Below are 24,540 nucleotides of genomic sequence, written 5' to 3' on the forward strand. Positions count from 1 at the left end.
CTACAGGAAAGCGGGATATTCCTCCACAAAGGATGATTGTATTTTTCCCATTTTATACATGTTTTACACGGAATATGATTGGTTAAGAGTGTGAGAAGTTTGGGCATTGGTTTTGTGGACATACTAGAAGTGTTGGAGGTGGTCGTTAATGAGCGATTCAAAACTAGAGCAAAACAAACAAGAATCACAATCTTCATTCATGAGCAGAGTCGTTGGTGTTGGTTTCTTTGGAGGCTTACTCTGGTCTTCATTTGGATTTATCGCCTACTACTTAAATTTTTCAAAAGTGGGGCCAGCACTTGTTTTAGCACCATGGGCACTTGGAAAGTGGAAAACAGAATGGATAGGTCAACTCATCAGTATTTTGATTATTGCTTTACTTTCGATCTTAGTTGCAATCGCGTATCGCTATGCGTTTGCCAAGATTAAATCCATGTGGGCTGGTATCCTATTCGGTGTTGCACTATGGGGAATTGTCTTTTTCTTGCTTCACCCGATTTTTCCGGGATTAGAACCAATGAATACGATAGGTAAGAACACAATTACAACAACGCTGTGTATTTATATACTATATGGTGTTTTTGTAGGTTACTCGATCTCGTTTGAATACAGTGAACGTCATGGCCAGTCCCAAGGAAACAAGGAATCTACACAAAGTTCTTAACTATTCAAACGATCAGACGCTATGATAGAATGTTTTATGAACATTCTATTTTTTTATGCAAAGGCTAGGTGTTTCAGATGAAAAACAGAAACTTTCTTGTTATTAACGGACCGAACTTAAACCGATTGGGAAAACGGGAGCCTGGCATATATGGCAAGCATACATTGGAAGATCTAGAGGCGGAACTTGTATCTTTTTCAAAAGAGCTACTTATGGATACTTCGTTTAAACAGAGCAATAACGAAGGAGATATCATTGATTTCATTCACGGAGCTGAAGGTGAGTTTAGCGGTATCGTTCTAAACGCAGGTGCCTATACTCATTATAGTTATGCGATTCGAGACGCGATTGCCAGTGTGGATGTCCCTGTAATCGAAGTCCATTTATCAAATGTGCATGCTAGAGAGGATTTTCGACGTGAATCTGTTATTGCTCCAGTCACCATTGGACAGATTTCGGGTTTTGGTTTTGATAGCTATAAATTAGCTCTTCAAGCATTTCATAATCAACTCAAGGGGGATACGTTATGAATCGCGTAGAACGTGCAAGAGGTTTATTCGATACGTTTGATATTGACGCACTGTTAGTTACATCTTCTTCAAACCGTTTTTATTTGAGTGGTTTTAAAGGAAGTTCAGGCGTACTATTGATCACGAGAGAAGAAGCTGTTTTAGTAACTGATTTCCGATATAAGACTCAAGCGGCTGAACAGGCGGCAGGTTACCGTGTTGTGATGCACACCGATCCGATTCCACAAGAGATTGCAAAGTTAACGAAGCAGCTTTCTGTACGTAAGCTCGGTTTTGAGCAAGACCATGTTACATTTTCAACATATCGTACATATGAGACACAATTAGATAACAATACGACTGAACTCGTTCCAGTATCCGGTCTTGTGGAAAAGTTGCGCTTGATTAAGGATGAATCAGAGATTAAGATAGTAAAGGATGCAGCGTCTATTGCCGATGCCGCTTTTTCACATATTATCGAGTATATTCGCCCGGGACTTACTGAGCGAGAAGTATCAAATGAATTAGAATTCTTCATGAGAAAAAATGGAGCCATCTCTTCTTCGTTTGATATTATTGTGGCTTCTGGCTACCGATCAGCCCTTCCTCATGGTGTTGCTTCGGATAAGAAGATTGAAACGGGTGAATTGGTAACCTTAGATTTTGGAGCATACTACAAAGGTTATTGTTCGGATATCACTCGTACTGTAGCCATCGGAAATGTTTCGGATGAGCTTAAAGAGATCTATCAGGTCGTATATGATGCACAGATGCTAGGTATGAAAGGCATTAGACCAGGAATGACAGGTAAGGAAGCAGATGCTTTAACACGTGATTACATCACTTCAAAAGGATATGGTGATTACTTTGGACATTCTACAGGTCATGGAATTGGCTTAGATGTTCATGAAGGGCCAGCTCTATCCATGAAGTCTGACACGATTCTTGAACCAGGAATGCTTGTAACAGTTGAACCAGGTATTTATATTTCAGGACTAGGCGGAGTTCGGATCGAAGACGATGCACTCGTTACAAAAGATGGCAATGAATCACTTACCTACTCTACTAAAACCCTTTTAACGTTAAGTTAAGGTTATTTCAGGAGGATAAAAACATGATTTCAGTAAACGATTTTAAAACAGGATTAACGATTGAGGTTGACAACGGGATCTGGCAAGTTCTTGAGTTTCAACACGTAAAACCAGGAAAAGGCGCAGCATTTGTGCGCTCTAAACTTCGTAACCTTCGCACAGGTGGTATCCAGGAGAAAACGTTCCGCGGTGGAGAAAAAGTAGCAAAAGCTCATATTGAAAACCGTAAGATGCAATACTTATATGCATCAGGAGATACGCACACGTTCATGGATAACGAATCTTATGAGCAAATTGAACTTCAAGCTTCTCAAATCGAATACGAGTTGAAGTACTTGCTTGAAAATATGACTGTTCATATCATGACGTACCAAGGTGAGACGATTGGTGTTGAACTTCCAAACACAGTTGAATTGGTAGTTGCAGAGACTGAGCCTGGTATCAAAGGAGACACAGCTTCTGGTGGAACTAAGCCAGCAACGCTTGAAACAGGCTTGATCGTACAAGTTCCATTCTTCGTAAACCAAGGAGACAAGCTCATCATCGATACAAGAAATGCAGCTTATGTTTCTCGTGCATAGTCTATAACTTTTAAACCTCATTCCATTTTTGGAGTGAGGTTTTTTTGGTGTAAGCAGTTGGCAGGTGTGATGTAGTATGCAACGAACTGGATAAAAAGTTTGATCGGGTTGAGGGTATCTGCCATCTGTTAATCGTCGGATCATGTAGACTCGCGGATATATGGCAAAAACTCGAGGAATCAATCACAAAACTCGTGGAATCAAATCCGAAAATACAAGTATTTTAAGGACTTTTATTAAAAATACCCCCATCTGTATTAGCCGCAGCACAGTTTTTGAAGTAAGGAGCTCACTGATTTGGTTCGCTACATTAAAAAACAGCAATTATCTGATTGGAATAGCTAAATTTCATCAGATAACACTGCCTCTCATTTGAAATGTCTCACTAAAAAGAATAGATTCCACAGATATTTACTAACTATCTATCAAAAGCATCCTCTATCTTTCCTCCTAATTTCAAACCTACCTTTATTGGCATAAAGCTTAAATGTCTGCCATACGTTTATAGTACTAGCCTCTTAAAGGAGAAATGGGTCATGGAGACGATCTTTAAACTTTTTCCAGATACAATACAACAAACACTAAGAAATTTGCCATCATCTGTCCTTCAATCTGTAGAAGAGGTCAGGGTTAGAATTGGACAACCGATGGAAATCCTTTGTTCCGGTAAACCAATCTACCCGACCGAGCGTCCAATCTCGGCTGAAGAGTCACAAGTATTGCTCAATCGGTTAAGTCAGCATTCTCTTTACGCACTTGAAGAGGAACTAAAAAGAGGCTATATCACTATCTCAGGCGGTCATCGTGTAGGACTAGCAGGGAAGGTGATCACTGAACAAGGATTCGTAAAAGCCATTAAAGATATTAGTTCGTTAAACGTGAGGGTAGCAAGAGAGAAGATTGGAATGGCTGAACCGTTAATTTCATACCTCTACCAAAAAAAATGGCTCAATACATTGTTGATTGGTCCGCCGCAAACCGGGAAAACCACATTGTTAAGAGATATTGCGAGACTAGTTAGTTGTGGTGTTCCGCGAAAGAACATTCCGTCTTTTAAAGTTGGAATTGTAGATGAGCGCTCTGAGATAGCAGGTTCAATAAAAGGGGTACCTCAACATACCCTCGGAAGGCGAGTGGATGTTCTTGATGCATGTCCGAAAGCAGAAGGGATGATGATGCTCATCCGGTCGATGAGTCCTCAAGTGATGATCGTGGATGAAATCGGTCGAAAAGAAGATGGTGAAGCAATATTAGAAGCGATGCATGCGGGTGTTCAAATGATATTTACCGCACATGGCAGCTCCATAGAAGATGCACTGAAACGACCGGTGATGAAACCATTGGGAGATCTTTCCTTGTTCGAAAGGTATGTTATCTTGAGCCGTGATAAAGGGCCGGGAACCATTCAAAGAATCTATGACGGAGCATTGAATGAGATCTATAAATCTGGTGGTGCAGCATGATGAGTTGGATAGGTGCGATCGCTATTCTTTTTGCCACAACGATCTTTGGTTTTGAGTGGGCAAAGCGAGTAAGAGAAAGGCCGAAGAAGTTAAGAGAATTAAAAGTAACGCTACAAGCCTTGGAGGCGGAGATCATGTACGGATCTACCCCTCTTCATGAGGCATTTTTGCATATTGGAAGGCCATTAAAAGAACCATTGTCCACTTTTTTTCTTACCATATCAGAGCGATTAGCAGAAGGTGAGCTTTCAGTGCAAGAAGCCTGGGATCTTCAGTTAGCTGTTCTGGCAAAGGAAACCTCTTTTAAAATTGGTGAGATCGAAGTGCTTCGCCAATTTGGGTCGACACTTGGCCGTCATGACAAAGAGCATCAGCAGAAGCAGATTCAATTGACACTTGCTCACCTTAATCGCGAAGAAAAAGAAGCAAGAGACATACAAGAACGTTATGAAAAAATGTGTAAAAGTCTTGGCGTTCTAATGGGGCTTTTAATCGTTATTCTCTTAATGTAACAAGGAGGTTTCACCGATGGGATTGGATGTAAACGCAGTGTTTCAGATTGCTGGGCTTGGCATAATCGTCGCGATGCTTCATACCGTTTTGAAGATGATCGGAAAAGAGGATTATGCACATTGGGTCACTCTTTTAGGATTTGTTGTTGCCCTTTTTATGGTCATAACTCTTTTAGATGATTTATTTCAAAAGGTAAAAGATGTCTTTTTGTTTCAGAATTAAGGAGGGAGCCAGATTGGAAATAATCCAAATTGTTGGTTTTGGGCTGGTTGCTGCTTTTTTAGCCTTAGTTCTTAAAGAACAAAAAGCAAATTTTGCTTTTTTGGTCACACTCATGGTTGGAGCAGGTATCTTTTTCTTTTTGATCGATAAGATCGGACAGATTCTAGCGATGCTTCAACGACTTGCAATCAACGCAAACGTTAATATGGTCTATGTTGAAACGTTGTTAAAAATTATCGGAATCGCTTATATTGCAGAATTTGGTGCCCAGATCACACGTGATGCAGGTCAGGGGGCTATAGCATCTAAGATCGAACTAGGTGGGAAGATACTGATTCTTGTTATGGCGATTCCGATTCTAACGGTTATTATCGAAACTGTGCTGACGCTTATTCCGAAATAAGAAAGCGGGTTGTAAAGATGCAGAAAGTGATGGTGCGGACAAGCCTTTTCGTATTTCTAATCTTCTCTTTCATCCTAGTTGGTCCCATAGAATCCGTATCAGCGAACTCAATTACTTCAAAAATGGTTGATCAACAAGTATCCTCCATGCAGCTAGATGAAATCAAACAATTTTGGGATAGTATCACACACGAATATGGTGGATTTTTGCCAGAAAGCCAAAAAGGAACCCTTCTTGAATTTATTAAAGGTGAGAAAGAATTTTCGATAAAAGGCTATATGACCGGTCTTTTAAAGTTTATGTTTCATGAACTTGCTGTTCACGGAAAACTGCTTGGAACTCTAATCCTACTTACCGTTTTTAGTATGCTTCTTCAATCCATCCAGAATGCTTTTGATCGATCAGCGATTTCAAAAGTGGCGTATGGAATTATATATATGGTCTTGATTATTTTAGCTTTAAACAGTTTTCATGTTGCCATCACTTATGCAACAGAAGCCATTGATAACATGTTGAGTTTCATGATAGCACTCATACCTCTTCTTCTAGCCTTGATGGCAACTGTTGGAAGCATCGCTTCGGTCGCTTTTTTTCATCCGGTCATCTTGTTTTTAGTAAATACTAGCGGTCTTCTGATCAAAAATTTTGTTCTACCACTTCTTTTTCTATCGGCACTATTAAGCATCGTTTCTACAATGTCAGAGCACCACAAAGTCACACAGTTGGCCAAGCTGTTGCGGAATATCAGCATGGGAGCGCTCGCCTTTTTTTTCACTGTTTTCCTAGGTGTCATGAGTGTTCAGGGTGCAACAGCAGCAGTGGCAGATGGGATTACGATCAAAACGGCAAAATTTATTACAGGAAATTTTATTCCGGTAGTCGGCCGTATGTTTACAGATGCAACAGATACTGTCATGAGTGCTTCCATCTTGCTTAAAAACTCAGTTGGCATTATAGGGGCTCTATTGTTACTTCTTTTAGCTATATTTCCGGCCATTAAAGTTTTGATTCTAGCTTTTATATATAGCATGGCTGCAGCCCTCCTTCAGCCTTTAGGCGGTGGGCCGATCGTTGAATCATTAGGCATAATCGGTAAGAGCGTCATGTTTATCTTTGCTGCCCTTATGACTGTGTCTATTATGTTCTTTCTAGCAATAACGATAATAATCGCAGCAGGCAACGTTACGCTGATGGTTCGATAGGAGATGAGTCATGGCATTCTTAACGGAGTGGATAACTAACATTATTATTCTTGTATTGTTAGCGGGAGTTATCGAGCTGTTGTTACCTGGAAATCAATTTCAAAATTATATCAAGATGGTTGTAGGTTTGCTCATACTGCTTGCTATGCTCTCGCCACTGTTCAAACTAGTCAATTCAGATCTGGATCAAGTGTTTCTCGCCATGGATCTACCAACTGCTGCGAAAGAAGACGAAATAAAAAATTCGATAGAAGAGAATAAAAGTGAAATACAATCCGCTCAACGTGCATATATATTAGAGCAAATGGCTGTCCCAATGAAAAAACAAGTTCAAGAGGAGTTGAAACTGACTTATGAATTAGAGATTGTCGATCTTCATATTCGAACGGAAATCGGTAAAGAGCCGTTGGAGGCTGAAGATATAAGGGGTGCCAAAGTGGTACTAGCCAAGTATCACGACCAAGCAGAGATATCTGAAGTATCAGAAGTGGATGTAAGTGTTTCTGATCCAGAGAGAAAGGAATCACTCGAACAACCGGTTTCAAGCGAAGTCATTCAGTTCCTAGCTAGGGAGTGGCAGCTGGATGCAGACCAAGTTGATGTACATTTGGAAGGGGGAGAGGAGTTATCCCAATGAAACGTTCATTTTGGGAACAGATAAAAAAACGGCTGCAGCTGAGTGATAAAGCAGGGAATAAACAAAAGTACTTACTTGTCTTACTTCTATTGGGAATCTCTCTTATGTTTATTAGCAAGATGATAGACTCCCCTGCTCAAAAAAGTTCATTAACCGGGCTAGTGCCAGAAACGAAGGTTAAATCTGAGGCTGTTTTTAAACAAGCGAAAGAAGTTACAGACAAGAATATCAAAACGTATGAAGACCGTTACTCAAACGAACTGAAAGATCTACTAGAACAGATGCAAGGGGTAGGCAAAGTTTCTGTGATGGTAGAACTATCCGCAACAGAGAGAAAAGAGTTCGTTACAGATGATAGCACACAAAGCCAGACAACATCGGAAAATGATAAAAACGGCGGCAAGAGAACGATAGAAGATCAAAAGATAGATGAAAAAGTAGTTATCATCTCAAATGACGGAAGAGAAGAGCCGATCATCGTCACAACAGAAAAACCAAAGATTAAAGGTGTGGCTATATTGGCACAAGGTGCAGAAAACATCCAGACAAAGTCTATGATCATAGAGCTCGTTAAAAAAGTTTTTGATATAGGTAGTGACCAGATTTTCGTAGGACCAAAAAATCCTGAGGGGGAATAAACAAATGTTATTGAAAAAACAAACCGTTTGGCTTTTGACTATGCTTAGCTTAATCATTGTGTTGTCTGTGTATTACATTACTGCACCTGGTGGAACGGATGATCTTGCTTATTTAGAAGCAGGAAAAAAGTCAGGTAAGGAAGCGACTGTATCAGGTGTTGCCAACGACGATGTGTTCACTGCTCTGCGCCTAGAACGAGATGAAGTTCGTGATGAGATGAGCGCTGATTATGTTGCCGTTGCAGGATCTGAGGACGCATCTGCTGAGGTTCAAGCTGATGCATGGGCGAAGATGACAGAGCTCCAGTCACTTACTATGCAAGAATCAACAGTAGAAACGTTGATTAAATCGATGGGATTCAATGATGCTTTAGTAAGCACGATGAACAATGAGATCAAAGTAATCGTAAAAGCTGATAAACTATCGAAAAAAGAAGTTGTTGAGATTATGAATGTTGCAAACGAACACCTTGGTAGCAGCAAAACAGTAGCAGTTGAATATCATGCAAACAAATAAATAGTCTTACAAGAGTTTGAAAGCCGGAAATTCCGGCTTTTTTCTTTTTGTGTTTTCATGATATATTGGATAGAAACTTAAAGTGTCATTCAAGTTTGCATTTCTTTGTGACGGGAAATGATAGAAAAAAGTAAAGAGTAACCGTAAACGCTTACAATGCATGACGTAATCGTGTACTATTAACTTGAACATGATTCTAATGTATCCATGAAAAGATAAATGTGGTATATTACATGTGTTAAGACCTAGTCACAATAGAAGGTGCTAAATAAAAAATCTAAACTGGATAGGATTGTTAAAAGGAGTAGAGATCATGCTAAAAATACAAGAAATCCGTGAATTGATTAAACTTATTGACAAATCAAGCATTAATGAATTCAAATACGAAAATGATGGTTCTAAGATTGTTCTTAAAAAGGATAGTGGATCAGTAGTTTCTTACGGAGCAGAAGAAGTTGTTTCTCAGCCTATAGTGACTCAAGCGCCACCTGTAAAAGAACAAGCTCCAGCAGCTGAAACAGTTAAGCAAAATACAGAAGTTAAGCAAGAAACAAAACAGGCAGACGAAGACGCTAACTTACATAAAGTTGTTTCTCCAATGGTGGGAACGTTCTATGCTGCTTCATCTCCAGATGTAGATGCATTCGTTAAGCCAGGAGATAAAGTTTCAAAAGATAGCATCGTTTGTATAATTGAAGCAATGAAATTATTCAATGAGATCGAATCTGAAGTGAATGGTGAAATCGTAAAAGTATTAGTAGAGAACGGACAATTAGTAGAATACGGACAACCTCTGTTCCTTGTGAAAGCAGAATAGGAGGGTATGTCTATGATTAAAAAGCTATTAGTAGCAAACCGTGGTGAGATTGCTGTAAGAATTATTCGCGCATGCAAAGAACTTGGTGTTGAAACAGTAGCCGTTTATTCAGAAGCTGATAAAGATGCCTTGCATGTCCGTTTGGCAGATGAGGCTTATTGTATCGGACCGACTGCTTCAAAAGATAGTTATCTAAACTTCACTAATATTATGAGCGTTGCCACACTAACTGGCTCAGAAGCCATCCATCCCGGATATGGATTCTTGGCAGAGAACGCTGACTTTGCAGAACTTTGCAGAGAATGCAATGTAACGTTTGTTGGTCCAAGTGCTGAAGCAATAAACAAGATGGGTATTAAGGATGTTGCAAGAGCGACGATGGCGGATGCTGGTGTTCCTATCGTACCAGGTTCTGAAGGGATTATTAGGGACAAGGAAGAAGCCATTGAACTCAGCAATAAAATTGGGTATCCTGTAATTATTAAAGCAACAGCAGGCGGTGGGGGTAAAGGGATCCGCGTAGCTAAGAATGAAACGGAACTTTTAAAAGGCATTGCGATCACTCAGCAAGAAGCAGCAACTGCTTTTGGTAACCCGGGTGTGTATATTGAAAAATATATCGAAGACTTCCGTCATGTTGAGATACAAGTTCTTGCAGATAACCATGGAAATGTTATCCACTTAGGAGAAAGAGACTGCAGTATCCAAAGACGTCTTCAAAAGCTTTTAGAAGAGACACCATCTCCAGCTATCTCTCCATCAAAACGCCAAGAGATGGGTGAGGCAGCAGTAAAAGCAGCTGAAGCCGTTCAATATTCTGGTGCTGGTACCGTCGAATTTATCTTTGATCATAATACTGGTGACTTCTATTTCATGGAGATGAACACTCGAATCCAAGTAGAACATCCTGTAACTGAGATGGTAACGGGAATTGATCTTATCAAGGAACAGATAAAAGTGGCTTCAGGTCAGAGATTGCGATACAAACAAGAAGATGTCGAGTTTGATGGCTGGTCGATCGAATGCAGAATTAATGCAGAGAATCCAGAGAAAAACTTTATGCCATCTGCTGGGAAGATTGAAATGTATCTTCCACCAGGCGGTCTAGGTGTTCGAGTTGATTCGGCAGTTTATCCTGGCTACACGATCCCACCATTTTATGATTCTATGATCGCTAAAGTTATTACTTACGGTAATACTAGACAAGAAGCGATCGACCGTATGAAACGAGCACTGAGTGAGTTTGTTATCGAAGGAATTCATACAACCATTCCGTTCCACCTGCGTCTGTTAAACCATGAGACTTTTGTGAATGGTGACTTTAATACAAAGTTTTTAGAAAATCATGATTTAACTTCAAAAAGCGAATAAGTACGGAGGTGTTTTAATGATGAACGAACTATCATTTGAAATGGAAAGTTACTCATCAGAATTAGGAAAAGTGGAGATCTCACCTGAGGTCATCGAAGTTATCGCAAGTATTGCAGCTTCTGATGTAGAAGGTGTGGCTTCCATGAGAGGGAGCTTTGCAAGTGGCGTAGTTGAGCGACTTGGGAAGAAAACGCATGGCAAAGGCGTTAAAGTTGAACTTTCAGAAGCCGGCATTTCTATTGATGTATACGTATCAATGAAATATGGAGTTGCAATTCCAGATGTGGCTCAAAAAATTCAAGATTATATCAGACAAGCTCTTCTAGACATGACAGCACTAGAAGCAACAGATATCAACGTATTTGTAGTTGGTGTTCAATTTGATTCAAAAGAGAAACAGAGTGAAGCACCAGAAGTAGATTATTAAGAAGATCAAAGGGTGAGGTTTTACTTGCCCTTTGGTCTTTTTTCTTGTTGTTTATAGTGTGATGAAAACATTCTAGTTGAAGCGGGGGTATAGGCGGTGTAACAGAAGTCGACTGATGTCGACTCGCCGGTATATGGGCAAAACTCGCCGGATTAAGTCCAGAATTTCTAGAATTATCTCGTAAAGTTACAAAATTAACAGTCTAAATACCCCACCTCGTATCCACTTTAAGAGATTTAGAGTGCTGAAAATCGATAGCTTTCAAAGAGCCCACCTAGAAATAAAATAAAATACTTTTCATTTATCAAGTGACTCTCAACAGATTGAAAAAAACTGAATGTTCGGAAGGGTTAGTAAGTCCATTGTTCGGATTGTAACGAGTCCTAACAATATGGTATTATGCTAGATAGAAATTGTTCGCAAATAGAAAGGAAGTCGGATTATGAAACGCAGACTTGCCAGAGAAAAGGCATTTCAATCGCTTTTTCAAATTGAAGTAAGTGACATCTCAGCTAGTGAGGCTATGGAGCATGTTTTAGAAGGAGAGCCATCAGACGAATTCTTAACAAAGATGGTTCATGGTACAGTTGAAAAGAAAGAAGAAATCGAGCGTTTTCTAACGCCTTATTTAGAGAAATGGAGCTTTTCAAGACTAGCAAACGTGGAGCGTGTCGTTCTTCAGATGGCAGCTTACGAATGGTTGTTCATGGAAGAGGTTCCAAAGAACGTAACATTAAATGAAGCGATCGAAACAGCAAAAATCTTTGGCGGTGAAGAAGCAGGGCGTTTCGTAAACGGAGTCCTAGGAAAAATAATCAAAGATATTAACAATCAATAATTAAATAATAAAAACCAACTACTTTTGAGGGGGACTTTAGAATGGCTGTGTTAGACGGAAAACAAATTGCGAGAGAGATCAGAGAAAAACTTGCAAAAGAGATCCAAGACCTTAAACAAGAAGGAATTGTTCCAGGTTTAGCTGTTATTCTAGTAGGCGATCACCCAGCGTCTCGTTCGTATGTACTAGCAAAAGAAAGAACATGTAAAGAGCTCGATATGCATTCGGTATTGACGGAGCTTCCTGAATCTATTTCTGAGAATGAATTGTTACAATACATTCAAGCGTTTAACGATGACGAACAAATTGATGGGATTCTCGTACAACTTCCCCTTCCTTCACATATCAGTGAATCAAAAGTAATTGAGGCGATTTTGCCTGAAAAAGATGTAGACGGGTTTCATCCGATAAATATTGGAAGGATGCATGCAGGAGATGAGCAAGCATTCATACCTTGTACTCCACTTGGGATTTTAGAGATGGTTAAACAAACCGGTGAAGATATCTCAGGTAAACATGTGGTAGTTGTAGGCAGAAGTAACCTCGTTGGAAAGCCGGCTGGTCAGCTTTTCTTGCAAGAAAATGCAACGGTAACGTTTTGTCACTCTAGAACAAAAAATCTTCGTGAACAAACATTACAAGCTGATATTTTAATTGCGGCGGTAGGAAAACCGAACCTTATTACAGAAGATATGGTTAAAGCAGGTACTGTTGTCATTGACGTAGGTGTAAATCGCAAAGAGGATGGAAAGCTTTGTGGAGATGTTGACTATGAGGCTATTAAACCTAAAGCAAAACATATCACTCCTGTTCCAGGAGGCGTTGGTCCTATGACGATCACGATGTTAATGAGCAATACGGTTCTTGCTTCGAAATGGAGAAAGAAGCTAAAGGAAGTACATTAATGCAGAACAACAATCGGTATGTTCCAATATCGGCTGTAACCCGGTATATTAAGAGACTATTTGAAAATGACGGTAACTTACAAGATGTTTGGGTAAAAGGTGAGCTATCCAATGTTAAGCTCCATAGCAGGGGGCATTTGTATTTTACGTTAAAAGATGCAAACAGCAGAGTTTCGGCTGTTATGTTTGCAGGAAACAACAGATATTTAAACTTCAAACCTGAAGAAGGAATGAACGTTTTAATTCAAGGTTCGTTCTCTGTATATGAGCCTCAAGGGCAATATCAGCTATATGTCAGAACCATGCAGCAAGACGGCGTTGGCAACTTGTTCTTAGCATACGAAAACTTAAAGAATACGTTAGAACAACAAGGGCTTTTTGATCCAATACATAAAAAGCCGCTTCCTAAATTTCCTTCGACGATTGGTGTGATCACTTCACCAACAGGAGCTGCTGTAAGAGACATCGTAACTACCATAAAACGAAGGTTTCCGTTAGCTGCTGTCACGATCTATCCTGTACTTGTTCAAGGACCTGGGGCCGCTCCATCCATCGTTCGCGCGATCGAACAAGCGAATGCTTTGAATGCTTCAGATGTTTTAATCGTAGGACGTGGCGGAGGTTCGATAGAAGAGCTATGGGCGTTTAATGAAGAAAGTGTTGCAAGAGCGATTTTTCAATCACATCTGCCGGTTATTTCGGCTGTAGGACATGAAACAGATTTTACGATTTCAGATTTTGTAGCAGATCTAAGAGCACCAACACCAACAGCTGCTGCTGAGATGGCTGTACCTCATCTAGATGAATTAAAAGATCGATTATTCCAAAGAAATGTTCGTCTAAAAAGAGTGATGAACGAGTTCGTAGCCGGTCATCAACAGCATTTATCACGTCTTCAAAAATCGTACGCTTTTAAATACCCTACACAATTGATCAAACAAAAAGAGCAAGAACTTGATCGGTGTATGGATCAATTAAAACGTACAGTTGGGAGCTTTGTAGATCAACATCAGAATCAACTCTCACAAGTGAAGCGTCAACTTTTATTGTTTTCACCTAGAGGTCAGCTTCAAAAGGCAAACGAAAGAGTCGTCTCTTTGCATAAGACATTGCTAAAAGAAACAAACCGTCACGTAAGGCAGCACCAGAGGGATTTTTCTAACAAGATCTCTAGGCTCTCTTCCCTTAACCCTCTGGCAGTTATGGACAGAGGATACAGCTTGACCTATAAACAAGGCAAAGGCGAATTGGTTAAGTCCGTCTCACAGGTAAAGGCTGGAGATGCATTAACGATAAAGTTAAAAGATGGACAGATTGATTGTCACATCACTGGAACGGAGGCGTCTTTTACGAATGACTGAAAAAACAAGCAAAATTACATTTGAAGAAGCGATGGTACAGCTTGAAGAAATCGTTGAAAAACTTGAACAGGGAGATGTTCCTTTAGAAGAAAGTATCGATCTTTATCAACAAGGAATGAAGCTCTCGAAGTTATGTCACACAAAATTACAGAACGTTGAGAAGAAGATGGATACAATTCTGCATGAAGATGGAAAAGAAGAACCATTTGCTATTCAGGAGGAAGATCATTGATAGCGTTTGAACAATATCTTCGAGATAAAAAATCTTTGGTTGAAGAACAGATGGTCGGATACTTGGGTAAGCTAGATGCTCCAGAAACATTAAAGAAATCGATGTTATATTCTATTTCTGCAGGTGGAAAGCGAATACGTCCGATTCTAGCTCTTGCCGTTATGGAATCTTTTGAAAAGAATACAGCAGAAATAGCTGATATTGTTTGTGCCATTGAGTTTATTCATACGTATTCTTTAATTCATGACGATCTTCCTTCGATGGACAATGATGATTATAGAAGAGGGAAGCTCACAAATCATAAAGTTTTTGGAGAGGCTCAAGCAATTTTAGCAGGAGATGCTTTATTAACCGAGAGCTTTAGCTTGATTACGAACAACTCTTCTTTAACATCTGACCAAAAAGTTCAAATGATCGCTGTTTTATCAAAAGCTGCTGGAGCAACAGGTATGGTCGGTGGTCAAGTAGAAGATATAGAGGGAGAGAACAGAGACCTCACGTTAACCGAGTTAGAAAGCATTCATGAAAAAAAGACTGGTAAAATGCTAGAATGTTCAGTGATCATAGGGGGAATTGCAGCGGGAGCTTCTGATGAAGATCTAATGCACCTTACAAACTATGCACGACATATCGGAATTGCTTTTCAGATTCAAGATGACATCCTTGATGTAACAGGGAATCAAGAAGAAATAGGTAAACCTGTTGGAAGCGATGAAGCGAACTTGAAAACGACATATCCTAAGATTCTTGGTCTTGATGGCGCAAAGAAAGAAATGGAAAATCATATACATATTTCTTTGGAACATTTAAACAAGATCAATGGAAATACAGGCATATTAGCGTCCATTGCTGACTACATTATAAAAAGAAACCACTAAGAGATTGTTGCAAAATTGGAAGTATGATATGATATTATTTGCTTTGGAGTGGTGCAGTATTCTAGTCAGCCCCCCATTCCTGAAGGCGGGCCTAAAAATCCGCCAAAGGGCACATCGATGAAGTTCCTTGCATTGGCTTGAGGCGCCCAGCCTTGGGTCATCGCTGGGAGTTAAGGTTGAAGGGCGATCCACAATGGCATGTGGGCGATGACCCTTCTTCCGCGGAGGCCCCCATATTTGCGGTTTGTGTTCAAAAGACCTTACTGCGAAATGGGGTTTGAACCTGCTTTGCTAATTTTCTTGTTCACAGGAAAAAAAGGCGAGCAGCGTAGCCTGCCTTGAGTGGAGCTTGAGGGGATTATGGTGTGAAAAGCCTGTATCGGTTGGCCGCTGATTTTGAGCTTTATACCATATGAAATCTTCTCTGCAAAAGAGGCTAGGGAATGTGCGCGAGGCTGTTGAGGAAAACTCCTAGACTGTTCTGCCCTGACACCTTTTAGGGATTATAGTGCGGACTAAGTGGTAATCTAGTCTAACGTTTGGCGACAGCGTTAAGAAGAGAGTAAAGGGAAACCGCGAACATGGCGACATTTCGTACTCTTCTGGGAAAACCTACTGGACCTAAGCCGCAGTCTTTACTTAATAAGGTGACCACTCCCTATTACATAAAGTGACCAAAAAGTGAGGAGTTATGCATGAAGCATTCCTTTACTAAAACACTCAAATGGAGTACAAGCATTGCCGTTATCACTCTTGTGTTAGCGGCTATTTTTACAGTTGTATCCTCTTTTTTGTTAAATGGAGTTTCGTGGGCGATAGGGATGGGAATCGTCTTTCTAATCGTACTAACGGGGGTTCTGTTTGATATCGTTGGTGTAGCATCCACAGCTGCAAAAGAAGTTCCGTTTCATGCGATGGCATCCGAGAAGGTTCCCGGAGCGAGACATGCTATAATCATTACAAGGAACGCAGATCGCGTAGCGAATTTTTGTAACGATGTTATCGGTGATATCTCTGGAATCGTTAGCGGAACAGCATCTGCTGCAGTTGTAGTAGAACTTACACTTTCTATGGGAAATAGTTCTGGGTCAAACTCTGAGTATTTGATCTCGATCATCTTCACTAGTATAGTGGCTGCACTTACAGTAGGAGGCAAAGCATTAGGGAAATCATATGCAATCAACCACTCAACCTTTATTATTTTTCAGGTTGGGCGTTTATTATATTTTTTAGAGGAAAAATTAAGAATTAAACTGCTATCGCCTGCTAAAAGAGAGAAGAAAAGGCGTTAATGGAAAGAGAGGCATATTCCATGAACCTGGAAGAAATTCAAGATCCTCAGTTTTTAAAAACGTATGAAACTGAACAATTAAATACATTAGCTGCCGAAATCCGTTCTTTTCTAATTGAAAAACTTTCAGTTAGAGGAGGACATCTTGGTCCTAATCTTGGCGTTGTAGAACTAACGCTAGCTATGCATAAAGTCTTTGACAGTCCTAAAGATAAGTTTATTTGGGATGTTGGTCATCAAGCTTATGTGCACAAGATCCTTACGGGAAGAGCATCTCAGTTTGATACTCTTCGTCAGTATAAAGGTCTGTGTGGTTTTCCAAAGAGAATTGAAAGCGAACATGATGTTTGGGAGACGGGGCACAGTTCAACGTCACTTTCCGCTGCAATGGGTATGGCGATCGCTAGAGACCTCAAGAAAACAGATGATAAAGTTCTTGCGGTTATTGGCGATGGTGCTTTAACTGGTGGTATGGCTTTAGAAGCGCTCAACCATATTGGTCATGAAAAGAAAGACTTAATCGTTGTACTAAACGACAACGAAATGTCTATCGCACCAAATGTAGGAGCTCTTCACAACGTTTTAGGACGTATGAGAACAGCTAGAAAATACAACAAAGCAAAAGATGAACTAGAATCATTGATCCGTAAGATACCTGCGTTTGGCGGAAAATTAGCCGCAACTGCAGAACGTGTTAAAGACAGCTTGAAGTACTTGTTAGTATCCGGCATGTTTTTTGAGGAATTAGGCTACACTTATCTAGGTCCAGTAGATGGTCATGATGTGGACGATCTTATCGAAAATCTAACATATGCGAAGAAGACAAAAGGTCCTGTGATCATTCACGTTCTTACGAAAAAAGGAAAAGGATATGAACCTGCTGAAAGTGATAAAAAAGACAGCTGGCATGGTGTAGGTCCTTATAAGATTGAATCAGGTGAACAGATCAAACCACAGCAAGTAGGGCCTTCTTATAGCGGAGTTGTTAGTAAAACACTAGAGACTCTTTCACATAAAGATGATCGGATTGCAGTAATTACACCTGCCATGACCATAGGTTCTAAGTTAACAGATTACGGCAAAGCGTTCCCAGATCGCTTATTTGATGTTGGGATTGCTGAACAGCATGCAACAACAATGGCAGCTGGACTTGCGACACAGAATATGAAGCCTGTTTTATCGATCTATTCTACGTTCTTACAGCGTGGTTACGATCAAGTTGTTCATGATGTAGCGAGGCAAAATTTAAATGTTGTTTTCACAATAGATAGATCAGGTCTAGTTGGTGCTGATGGAGAAACGCACCAAGGTGTATTTGATATTGCTTTCTTGCGTCATATTCCAAATATGGTATTGATGATGGGAAAAGATGAAAATGAGCTTCAGCATATGGTTTACTCTGCTCTTAAGTATGAAGATGGTCCAATTGCGATTAGATTCCCTAGAGGTAACGGTTCAGGTGTACCGATGGATGAAGAGTTTGAAAACATCCCGATTGGATCATGGGAAGTGCTTAAAGAGGGAGACGACGTTGCGATTTTAACGTTTGGAACGACGATTCCAATGGCTCTAGAGGCTTGGGAAATACTTGCTAAATCAGGTGTCTCAGCACGCGTGATCAACGCCCGTTTTATTAAACCGCTTGACTCAAAAATGCTAAAAGAACTCTACGCGGAAAACATGCCTGTTTTGACTCTGGAAGAGGCTGTTCTGCAAGGTGGGTTTGGAAGTGCGGTTTTAGAACATGCGGCTGATCATCAGGCAAATGTTATTATCGACCGTATGGGTATACCAGATTGCTTTATCGAGCATGGCAGCGTAACAAAACTGTTAGAAGAGATCGGGATCACAACACCTGATCTAGTTGAACGTGTGAAAGCACTTGTTAAAAGAAAGGCAGAAAAGGGTCTTCTTACATGAAAAAAGAACGTGTAGATGTACTGCTTGTCAATCGAGGACTTTGTGAAACACGAGAAAAAGCCAAACGTTCTGTTATGGCAGGCCTCGTGTATTCAGGAACGAACCGAATGGATAAGCCAGGAGAAAAGATAGAGCAAGATGCGCCTCTTCAAGTTAAAGGTGATGTCATTCCTTATGTAGGAAGGGGCGGACTTAAGCTTGAAAAGGCACTTCAGATCTTTGATTTTGAAGTTAAAGAAAAGATTGGAATGGATATAGGAGCTTCAACAGGTGGATTTACGGATTGTGCTCTTCAAAACGGAGCCTCCTATATTTATGCGATTGATGTTGGCTACAATCAACTAGCATGGAAGCTAAGAAATGACTCTAGAGTAGCTGTGATGGAAAGAACAAACTTTAGGTATGTAACACCTGATCAGCTCCAACATGGGATTCCTCACTTTGCAACGATTGACGTCTCGTTCATTTCTCTACGAATTATACTTCCTGTGTTGACTCAGCTTATGCCAACTGGAGATGTGATCGCTTTGATCAAGCCTCAGTTTGAAGCAGGGCGTGAAGAAGTCGGGAAGAAGGGAATCGTTAGAGATTCGAAAGTCCATAAACGTGTGATCGAAGAGATTACTGATTTTGCCCGCAAAACGGGAATTAATCCTGTTGCTTTGTCCTTTTCACCTATAACTGGTGGGGATGGTAACATTGAGTTTCTAATGCATGGAAAAATGAATAGTGAGGACTCTCAAACAATAACTTCAGAACATATTGAGGAAGTTGTTAAGTCTGCTCATGAAACATTAAAGAAAGAGCGAGAATAACATTTACTCGCTCTTTTTATTATTCTATAAATGAAAAATTTACATCCTATGCACAATAGTATAAGATAAAGGCAGAATGTGACAGTGCAAATTGAGGTGGAATCACGAGTGAATAAAGGACAACGACATATAAAAATACGTGAAATGATCAGCAATCATGATATTGAAACACAAGACGACTTGGTGGAACTTCTGAAGAAAGCAAACTTTAATGTGACTCAAGCAACAGTTTCCAGAGATATTAAAGAATTGCATCTTGTGAAAGTACCAATGAACGATGGTCGCTATAAATACAGTCTTCCGGCTGACCAAAGGTTTAATCCGCTGCAAAAATTAAAAAGAACGTTAACTGACAGCTTTATTAGCATTGATTATGCAGATCACCTAATCATTATGAAGACACTTCCAGGTAATGCAAATGCCATTGGAGCGTTGATCGATAAGCTAGATTGGGAAGATTTAATGGGAACGATTTGTGGCGATGATACAATCTTAATTATTTGTCGTTCAAAAGAAGTTAGTTCTGATGTATCGCAGCGCTTTTTAGATATGCTGTAATTTTTAAAATAAGGTGTGATGTAATTGCTGGCAGAATTAAGTATTCGTAATTTTGCTATTATTGATTCTTTGAGTGTTTCTTTTAAAAAAGGATTAACCGTATTAACGGGTGAAACAGGAGCAGGTAAATCCATCATCATAGATGCGATCGGACTTTTGATCGGCGGCCGAGGTTCTACAGAATTTGTGCGCTATGGAACTCAAAAAGCAGAGATTGAAGGCTTGTTCCATATCCATCCAGGTCATCGTGTTTACGATAAATGTGAGGAATTTGGTATTACGATTTCGGATGAAGATGAGATGGTTGTGCTTAAAAGGGATATAACAGAGAACGGAAAAAGCATTTGCAGAGTAAACGGAAAGCTTGTTACGCTGTCTGTTCTGAAAGAAATCGGACAGGCATTAGTAGATATTCATGGACAGCATGAAACACAATATTTGATGCAGCCTGATAAACATCTTTTTTTACTCGATAGTTTTGGTGATAATGGTTTTAAAAAAGAATTAAACACGTATGAACAAACGTTCCGAGATTATAAAGAAATCAATAAGCAGCTTTCTGAGCTTTCTAGAAATGAACAAGAGATCGCACAAAGAATAGATCTCCTCGAATATCAATATCAAGAAATTGCAGGTAGCAATCTCATTCCTGATGAGGATGTTAAGCTAGAAGAAGAAAAACGTATGCTTTCGAACTTTGAAAGAATTCATGGCTCTCTTCAGGATGCATACCATAATCTTTATGGTGAAGGTAAGGCACTGGAGTTAGTCTCAAGTGCGTTAGCTGATTTCTCGCAAGTCGCAGCACTTGATGAATCATTAAAAGCTGACGAAGAGCAATTTGGCAACAGCTTCTATGTCCTTGAGGAGCTTACATATAAGATTCGGGATATGTTTGATTCATTAGAATACAATCCGGAAAGGCTCAACAGCATTGAGTCGCGTCTCGACGAATTAAGTAAACTTAAACGAAAATATGGTTCTTCTGTAAAAGAAATGATCCATTATAGTGAAAAGATAAAAAAAGAGTTAGAACTTATTCAAAATAAAGATAATCATATCGAAGAACTCAAAAAGAAGCAGGATAAGCTTGTCGCTAAACTTGAGATTTCAGGGAAGAAGCTGACGAAAAAGAGAGCGGAGACCGCAAAAGTCTTAAAAAACAGCATTCAGCAACAGCTAAAAGAACTTTATATGGAAAAAACCAAGTTTGAAGTCGTGATGAAGCGAATTGAGGATAATCAGTTTTTGAGAACTGGATTGGATTCTGTAGAATTTTATATATCACCAAATCCTGGTGAGCCCCTTAAACCGTTATCTAAAGTGGCATCAGGTGGTGAGCTCTCAAGGATCATATTAGCCCTAAAAACGATTTTTTCAGAAAATCAAGGAATTACCGCGATAATATTTGATGAAGTTGATACTGGAGTTTCTGGACGAGTCGCTCAAGCAATAGCGGAAAAGATCTACAGAGTTTCTGTTGGTTCACAAGTGCTTTGTATCTCTCACCTTCCACAAGTTGCAGCAATGTCAGATACGCATCTACACATCTCTAAAGATACGTTACAAGGAAGAACAGTTACGAAGGTTCTTACGTTAAAAACGGATGAAAAAGTAAATGAAATAGGCAGAATGATCTCAGGTGTTGAAATTACAGATCTTACAAGGCAGCATGCTAAGGAATTGTTAGAGCTTGCAGCGTCCATCAAAAAGACATCATAAACTTTATTCATGAAAAAGCTATCCATTTAAGGAATAGCTTTTTCTTTTTTCTTGGTTATAAACTCAAGGTCCGTAGGCTAAATTAAAGGTACAGCCATGGTGAGGGTGTGAGCTTGGAGCGAGGAGAGTGTATGATGTATAAGGATTTACTTCGGCGAATGATCGGCGTTATTCTCCTTGGAAGTTTAGTGGGAATCGGTTTTTTGTCTCCTGTGCGTGAGTATGTATCACTGCCAGAATCGTTTACCTTTTTTGAAGGACAGCATGTGATACAAGCCCTTCCTGTTGGAACAAATATGAATCAGGAAGAAACAAATATTTATACGACTGCAATGGAAAGCGAACATAAAGTTTCGATACAAGCCAAAACAAACGGTGATAGCATGGCAACTCTCGAAGCAGCAAGTTTTCCCATAAAAAAGATGAATGTAAAAGTGTTGTCTGATCTTAAAGTTGTGCCTGGTGGACAATCAATAGGAGTTAAGTTAAATACTCTAGGGGTATTGATTGTTGGGCATCATCTTGTAAACACAACAGCAGGAAAACAGTCTCCAGGTGAAATAGCCGATATTCAAGTAGGAGATATTATTACCAAAATTAACGGAAAAAATATTAAAAAAATGGGAGATGTAAGCCCATTTGTTAAACAATCTGGGGAAACTCGAAACCCTTTAGATGTAACCATCATTCGAGACGGTAAGACATTTCATAAAACACTTACTCCTCTGCAGGACAAGAATGACCAGTCTTATCGTATAGGACTATACATTCGTGATTCAGCAGCAGGTGTGGGTACGCTAACCTTTTTTGATCCTGCGTCATTTAAGTATGGTGCACTAGGTCATGTGATTTCAGATATGGATACTAAAAAACCTATAAAGGTAAACAACGGAGAAATCCTTGGTTCTACCGTAACCTCCATTGAAAAAGGTTCGAATGGTCATCCAGGAGAAAAGTTAGCGCGTTTTTCCAAAGACCAAAGAGTCTTAGGGGATATATCAAAAAACAGTCCATTTGGTATTTTTGGTAAATTAAATGATACGTTATCGAACGGTGACTGGAATAAACCGTTGCCTATTGCCCTATCTCATCAAGTAAAAGAGGGACCAGCGAAGATTTTAACTGTCGTTAACGGTTCAAAGGTACGAGAATTTGAAGTTGATGTTGTAAGCTCTGTTCCGCAAAAATTTCCCGCAACAAAAGGAATGGTCATTAAAATTACAGATCCAGAACTTTTAAAAATTACCGGGGGAATCGTGCAAGGAATGAGCGGCAGCCCAATCATACAGAACGGAAGAATTATTGGAGCAGTTACACATGTGTTTGTAAATGATCCAACATCTGGTTACGGCGTTCATATCGAATGGATGCTAGACGAAGCCGGAGTAGATATCTATAAAGACACAAAACAAGCGAGTTAAACCGAAAACCGGTAGAATTTTACCGGTTTTTTATTATACCTGGCAGTTGTACTATTATGGTTTCATCGGTTAGCACCAGGACTTCTCAATTTTATTTTATAAACGATATAAACTATAGACAAGTTACTTTGATTAAGGAAAGATTCAGGGTTTTCACCACTTGCCCTGTGGAATCATTCATTTAATTTTAGATAATTTAGACAATCCTATGAAAATTTTGTATAATGAGGGATATAAAGAAAATTCGACAAATCTGCATGTTGGGAATACAATAACTGTCGAAATTCAAAGTAAATTGAAGATAACAGCTCTATCTGCTACAAAAACAAAATAATTTTAAAAAATTTAAAACAAAATAAAGGGATTTAAGATTTATTGTTGAAATATTACATTGGGAAAAACAAGAAATTGTTGGATGGGGAGGAAATGATGGTGCAAAAAATTAAAGTTTGTCTAGCTGATGATAACCGTGAACTGATTAGTCTTTTGAGGGAGTATCTTTCAAGTCAAGATGATATGGAGGTAATCGGGGTTGCTTACAACGGTCAAGAATGCTTATCCGTTTTAGAGAATAAAGATCCTGATGTTTTAGTTCTAGATATTATCATGCCTCATTTAGATGGATTAGCTGTGCTTGAAAAGATCAGATCTAGTGATGATCTTCCTCAGCCGAATGTTATCATGTTAACAGCATTTGGTCAGGAAGATGTTACGAAAAAAGCCGTAGACTTAGGTGCTTCATACTTTATCTTAAAACCATTCGATATGGACAATCTAGCGAGTCAGATCCGTCAAATCTGTGGATCAGAAAAGTCAACTGTACAACGCGCATCCGGAAATAGTCGAAACAACTTCCAATCAACAATTAATAATAAACCGCGCAATTTGGATGCGAGTATTACAAGTATCATTCATGAGATCGGAGTTCCTGCTCATATTAAAGGTTACATGTATTTAAGAGAAGCGATCTCAATGGTTTACAACGATATTGAATTATTAGGATCAATCACAAAGGTTCTGTATCCTGATATCGCAAAAAAATTCAATACAACATCAAGTCGTGTAGAACGCGCTATACGCCATGCTATTGAAGTTGCATGGAGCCGTGGAAACATCGATAGCATCTCATCACTGTTCGGCTATACAGTATCCATGTCAAAAGCGAAGCCAACGAATTCAGAGTTCATCGCGATGGTCGCAGATAAACTAAGAATCGAACATAAGGTCATGGCATAAATACTTACTTAAAAATAACCATCTCTCAAGTATGAGAGATGGTTATTTTTTTCTATATTTTAACTGAACTTTATTTCTTTTGCGGTCTCTATAAAAGATAAATCCGCCTACAAAAGCTAAACCTGCTAAGAAGCTTAACAACCCAGCGATGAATTGTAGCCATAAGAACGGAAACGGAAACTGCAAAACTCCAAACAACGTGTCTCTCATCCATTTGATGCCCATCACGGCCATGATTCCAGGGATCAAAACTATTACCAATGCTGCATATCTGCTCATGAAGAATTCACTCCTCTACAAGTCTTATT

At 39.5% G+C, this 24,540-nt stretch carries 28 protein-coding genes; 27 read left to right on the top strand and 1 reads right to left on the bottom strand.

The window, feature by feature from the left end; genetic code table 11:
- Positions 1–148 precede the first annotated feature (148 nt).
- From P4V41_RS08620 to spo0A, 27 genes are all read left to right on the top strand, one after another.
- Positions 149–664, top strand: a complete 516-nt coding sequence (locus tag P4V41_RS08620; protein ID WP_328084443.1) for a YqhR family membrane protein — start codon at positions 149–151, stop codon at positions 662–664.
- A gap of 77 nt (positions 665–741) precedes the next feature.
- Positions 742–1,194, top strand: coding sequence for a type II 3-dehydroquinate dehydratase (aroQ, locus tag P4V41_RS08625; protein WP_328084444.1), 453 nt, complete (start codon positions 742–744; stop codon positions 1,192–1,194).
- A complete protein-coding gene (locus tag P4V41_RS08630) occupies positions 1,191–2,264 on the top strand; it encodes an aminopeptidase P family protein (RefSeq protein ID WP_328084445.1) in 1,074 nt (357 codons plus the stop codon). Before aroQ ends, P4V41_RS08630 begins: the two co-directional genes overlap by 4 nt.
- A 23-nt stretch (positions 2,265–2,287) precedes the next feature.
- Positions 2,288–2,845 carry an elongation factor P gene (gene efp, locus P4V41_RS08635; protein WP_066396040.1) on the top strand — a complete coding sequence of 186 codons (558 nt, stop codon included), beginning with the start codon at positions 2,288–2,290 and terminating at the stop codon, positions 2,843–2,845.
- A gap of 536 nt (positions 2,846–3,381) precedes the next feature.
- Positions 3,382–4,308 (top strand): stage III sporulation protein AA, encoded by a 927-nt coding sequence (gene spoIIIAA / locus P4V41_RS08640; protein WP_328084446.1) that lies wholly within the window; start codon positions 3,382–3,384, stop codon positions 4,306–4,308.
- Positions 4,305–4,820, top strand: coding sequence for a stage III sporulation protein SpoIIIAB (gene spoIIIAB / locus P4V41_RS08645; protein ID WP_328084447.1), 516 nt, complete (start codon positions 4,305–4,307; stop codon positions 4,818–4,820). Before spoIIIAA ends, spoIIIAB begins: the two co-directional genes overlap by 4 nt.
- Before the next feature lie 16 nt (positions 4,821–4,836).
- Complete coding sequence (gene spoIIIAC / locus P4V41_RS08650; protein WP_328084448.1) at positions 4,837–5,043, top strand: stage III sporulation protein AC; 207 nt, start codon at positions 4,837–4,839, stop codon at positions 5,041–5,043.
- Complete coding sequence (spoIIIAD, locus tag P4V41_RS08655) at positions 5,021–5,446, top strand: stage III sporulation protein AD (RefSeq protein WP_328084449.1); 426 nt, start codon at positions 5,021–5,023, stop codon at positions 5,444–5,446. The genes spoIIIAC and spoIIIAD overlap by 23 nt, the downstream gene beginning before the upstream one ends.
- Before the next feature lie 17 nt (positions 5,447–5,463).
- Positions 5,464–6,648: a stage III sporulation protein AE gene (gene spoIIIAE / locus P4V41_RS08660; protein ID WP_328084450.1), complete on the top strand. Its 1,185-nt coding sequence runs from the start codon at positions 5,464–5,466 to the stop codon at positions 6,646–6,648.
- 10 nt (positions 6,649–6,658) lie between these two features.
- A complete protein-coding gene (spoIIIAF, locus tag P4V41_RS08665) occupies positions 6,659–7,285 on the top strand; it encodes a stage III sporulation protein AF (protein WP_328084451.1) in 627 nt (208 codons plus the stop codon).
- Positions 7,282–7,923, top strand: coding sequence for a stage III sporulation protein AG (spoIIIAG, locus tag P4V41_RS08670; RefSeq protein WP_328084452.1), 642 nt, complete (start codon positions 7,282–7,284; stop codon positions 7,921–7,923). Before spoIIIAF ends, spoIIIAG begins: the two co-directional genes overlap by 4 nt.
- Before the next feature lie 4 nt (positions 7,924–7,927).
- Positions 7,928–8,440 carry a SpoIIIAH-like family protein gene (locus P4V41_RS08675; protein WP_328084453.1) on the top strand — a complete coding sequence of 171 codons (513 nt, stop codon included), beginning with the start codon at positions 7,928–7,930 and terminating at the stop codon, positions 8,438–8,440.
- Between the two features lie 313 nt (positions 8,441–8,753).
- Positions 8,754–9,257, top strand: coding sequence for an acetyl-CoA carboxylase biotin carboxyl carrier protein (accB, locus tag P4V41_RS08680; protein ID WP_328084454.1), 504 nt, complete (start codon positions 8,754–8,756; stop codon positions 9,255–9,257).
- A gap of 12 nt (positions 9,258–9,269) precedes the next feature.
- A complete protein-coding gene (accC, locus tag P4V41_RS08685) occupies positions 9,270–10,628 on the top strand; it encodes an acetyl-CoA carboxylase biotin carboxylase subunit (RefSeq protein WP_328084455.1) in 1,359 nt (452 codons plus the stop codon).
- A 19-nt stretch (positions 10,629–10,647) separates the two neighbouring features.
- Positions 10,648–11,055 carry an Asp23/Gls24 family envelope stress response protein gene (locus P4V41_RS08690; RefSeq protein ID WP_328084747.1) on the top strand — a complete coding sequence of 136 codons (408 nt, stop codon included), beginning with the start codon at positions 10,648–10,650 and terminating at the stop codon, positions 11,053–11,055.
- Positions 11,056–11,497: 442 nt separating this feature from the next.
- Positions 11,498–11,893 carry a transcription antitermination factor NusB gene (gene nusB / locus P4V41_RS08695; protein ID WP_328084456.1) on the top strand — a complete coding sequence of 132 codons (396 nt, stop codon included), beginning with the start codon at positions 11,498–11,500 and terminating at the stop codon, positions 11,891–11,893.
- A gap of 41 nt (positions 11,894–11,934) precedes the next feature.
- Positions 11,935–12,798, top strand: coding sequence for a bifunctional methylenetetrahydrofolate dehydrogenase/methenyltetrahydrofolate cyclohydrolase FolD (gene folD, locus P4V41_RS08700; protein ID WP_328084457.1), 864 nt, complete (start codon positions 11,935–11,937; stop codon positions 12,796–12,798).
- On the top strand, positions 12,798–14,159 hold the full coding sequence (xseA, locus tag P4V41_RS08705) for an exodeoxyribonuclease VII large subunit (protein ID WP_328084458.1): 1,362 nt from the start codon (positions 12,798–12,800) through the stop codon (positions 14,157–14,159). The genes folD and xseA overlap by 1 nt, the downstream gene beginning before the upstream one ends.
- A complete protein-coding gene (locus tag P4V41_RS08710; protein WP_328084459.1) occupies positions 14,152–14,391 on the top strand; it encodes an exodeoxyribonuclease VII small subunit in 240 nt (79 codons plus the stop codon). Before xseA ends, P4V41_RS08710 begins: the two co-directional genes overlap by 8 nt.
- Entirely contained in the window at positions 14,388–15,269 is an 882-nt protein-coding gene (locus tag P4V41_RS08715; RefSeq protein ID WP_328084460.1) for a farnesyl diphosphate synthase, read from the top strand. The genes P4V41_RS08710 and P4V41_RS08715 overlap by 4 nt, the downstream gene beginning before the upstream one ends.
- Positions 15,270–15,964: 695 nt before the next feature.
- On the top strand, positions 15,965–16,561 hold the full coding sequence (locus tag P4V41_RS08720) for a hypothetical protein (RefSeq protein WP_328084461.1): 597 nt from the start codon (positions 15,965–15,967) through the stop codon (positions 16,559–16,561).
- Between the two features lie 20 nt (positions 16,562–16,581).
- Entirely contained in the window at positions 16,582–18,480 is a 1,899-nt protein-coding gene (gene dxs, locus P4V41_RS08725) for a 1-deoxy-D-xylulose-5-phosphate synthase (RefSeq protein ID WP_328084462.1), read from the top strand.
- Complete coding sequence (locus P4V41_RS08730; RefSeq protein WP_328084463.1) at positions 18,477–19,295, top strand: TlyA family RNA methyltransferase; 819 nt, start codon at positions 18,477–18,479, stop codon at positions 19,293–19,295. The genes dxs and P4V41_RS08730 overlap by 4 nt, the downstream gene beginning before the upstream one ends.
- 108 nt (positions 19,296–19,403) lie before the next feature.
- Positions 19,404–19,853, top strand: coding sequence for a transcriptional regulator AhrC/ArgR (ahrC, locus tag P4V41_RS08735; RefSeq protein ID WP_144699169.1), 450 nt, complete (start codon positions 19,404–19,406; stop codon positions 19,851–19,853).
- Positions 19,854–19,877: 24 nt separating this feature from the next.
- Positions 19,878–21,575: a DNA repair protein RecN gene (recN, locus tag P4V41_RS08740; protein WP_328084464.1), complete on the top strand. Its 1,698-nt coding sequence runs from the start codon at positions 19,878–19,880 to the stop codon at positions 21,573–21,575.
- Positions 21,576–21,709: 134 nt separating this feature from the next.
- A complete protein-coding gene (spoIVB, locus tag P4V41_RS08745) occupies positions 21,710–22,996 on the top strand; it encodes a SpoIVB peptidase (protein ID WP_328084465.1) in 1,287 nt (428 codons plus the stop codon).
- A 432-nt stretch (positions 22,997–23,428) separates the two neighbouring features.
- Positions 23,429–24,232, top strand: a complete 804-nt coding sequence (spo0A, locus tag P4V41_RS08750; protein WP_328084466.1) for a sporulation transcription factor Spo0A — start codon at positions 23,429–23,431, stop codon at positions 24,230–24,232.
- Positions 24,233–24,274: 42 nt separating this feature from the next.
- Here the strand turns inward: spo0A and P4V41_RS08755 are convergent, their stop codons facing one another.
- Positions 24,275–24,511 carry a DUF2627 domain-containing protein gene (locus P4V41_RS08755; protein ID WP_144699175.1) on the bottom strand — a complete coding sequence of 79 codons (237 nt, stop codon included), beginning with the start codon at positions 24,509–24,511 and terminating at the stop codon, positions 24,275–24,277.
- Positions 24,512–24,540: the final 29 nt, after the last annotated feature.

This window comes from Fictibacillus nanhaiensis (assembly GCF_036213205.1).
GTDB classification, from domain to species: domain Bacteria; phylum Bacillota; class Bacilli; order Bacillales; family Fictibacillaceae; genus Fictibacillus; species Fictibacillus nanhaiensis_E.

Excerpts from the sequence above, each read along its gene's own strand:
- P4V41_RS08620 (WP_328084443.1), top strand. The coding sequence starts at position 149 with ATGAGCGATTCAAAACTAGAGCAAAACAAACAAGAATCACAATCTTCA.
- aroQ (WP_328084444.1), top strand. The coding sequence starts at position 742 with ATGAAAAACAGAAACTTTCTTGTTATTAACGGACCGAACTTAAACCGA.
- P4V41_RS08630 (WP_328084445.1), top strand. The coding sequence starts at position 1,191 with ATGAATCGCGTAGAACGTGCAAGAGGTTTATTCGATACGTTTGATATT.
- efp (WP_066396040.1), top strand. The coding sequence starts at position 2,288 with ATGATTTCAGTAAACGATTTTAAAACAGGATTAACGATTGAGGTTGAC.
- spoIIIAA (WP_328084446.1), top strand. The coding sequence starts at position 3,382 with ATGGAGACGATCTTTAAACTTTTTCCAGATACAATACAACAAACACTA.
- spoIIIAB (WP_328084447.1), top strand. The coding sequence starts at position 4,305 with ATGATGAGTTGGATAGGTGCGATCGCTATTCTTTTTGCCACAACGATC.
- spoIIIAC (WP_328084448.1), top strand. The coding sequence starts at position 4,837 with ATGGGATTGGATGTAAACGCAGTGTTTCAGATTGCTGGGCTTGGCATA.
- spoIIIAD (WP_328084449.1), top strand. The coding sequence starts at position 5,021 with ATGTCTTTTTGTTTCAGAATTAAGGAGGGAGCCAGATTGGAAATAATC.
- spoIIIAE (WP_328084450.1), top strand. The coding sequence starts at position 5,464 with ATGCAGAAAGTGATGGTGCGGACAAGCCTTTTCGTATTTCTAATCTTC.
- spoIIIAF (WP_328084451.1), top strand. The coding sequence starts at position 6,659 with ATGGCATTCTTAACGGAGTGGATAACTAACATTATTATTCTTGTATTG.
- spoIIIAG (WP_328084452.1), top strand. The coding sequence starts at position 7,282 with ATGAAACGTTCATTTTGGGAACAGATAAAAAAACGGCTGCAGCTGAGT.
- P4V41_RS08675 (WP_328084453.1), top strand. The coding sequence starts at position 7,928 with ATGTTATTGAAAAAACAAACCGTTTGGCTTTTGACTATGCTTAGCTTA.
- accB (WP_328084454.1), top strand. The coding sequence starts at position 8,754 with ATGCTAAAAATACAAGAAATCCGTGAATTGATTAAACTTATTGACAAA.
- accC (WP_328084455.1), top strand. The coding sequence starts at position 9,270 with ATGATTAAAAAGCTATTAGTAGCAAACCGTGGTGAGATTGCTGTAAGA.
- P4V41_RS08690 (WP_328084747.1), top strand. The coding sequence starts at position 10,648 with ATGAACGAACTATCATTTGAAATGGAAAGTTACTCATCAGAATTAGGA.
- nusB (WP_328084456.1), top strand. The coding sequence starts at position 11,498 with ATGAAACGCAGACTTGCCAGAGAAAAGGCATTTCAATCGCTTTTTCAA.
- folD (WP_328084457.1), top strand. The coding sequence starts at position 11,935 with ATGGCTGTGTTAGACGGAAAACAAATTGCGAGAGAGATCAGAGAAAAA.
- xseA (WP_328084458.1), top strand. The coding sequence starts at position 12,798 with ATGCAGAACAACAATCGGTATGTTCCAATATCGGCTGTAACCCGGTAT.
- P4V41_RS08710 (WP_328084459.1), top strand. The coding sequence starts at position 14,152 with ATGACTGAAAAAACAAGCAAAATTACATTTGAAGAAGCGATGGTACAG.
- P4V41_RS08720 (WP_328084461.1), top strand. The coding sequence starts at position 15,965 with ATGAAGCATTCCTTTACTAAAACACTCAAATGGAGTACAAGCATTGCC.
- dxs (WP_328084462.1), top strand. The coding sequence starts at position 16,582 with ATGAACCTGGAAGAAATTCAAGATCCTCAGTTTTTAAAAACGTATGAA.
- P4V41_RS08730 (WP_328084463.1), top strand. The coding sequence starts at position 18,477 with ATGAAAAAAGAACGTGTAGATGTACTGCTTGTCAATCGAGGACTTTGT.
- spoIVB (WP_328084465.1), top strand. The coding sequence starts at position 21,710 with ATGTATAAGGATTTACTTCGGCGAATGATCGGCGTTATTCTCCTTGGA.
- P4V41_RS08755 (WP_144699175.1), bottom strand. The coding sequence starts at position 24,511 with ATGAGCAGATATGCAGCATTGGTAATAGTTTTGATCCCTGGAATCATG.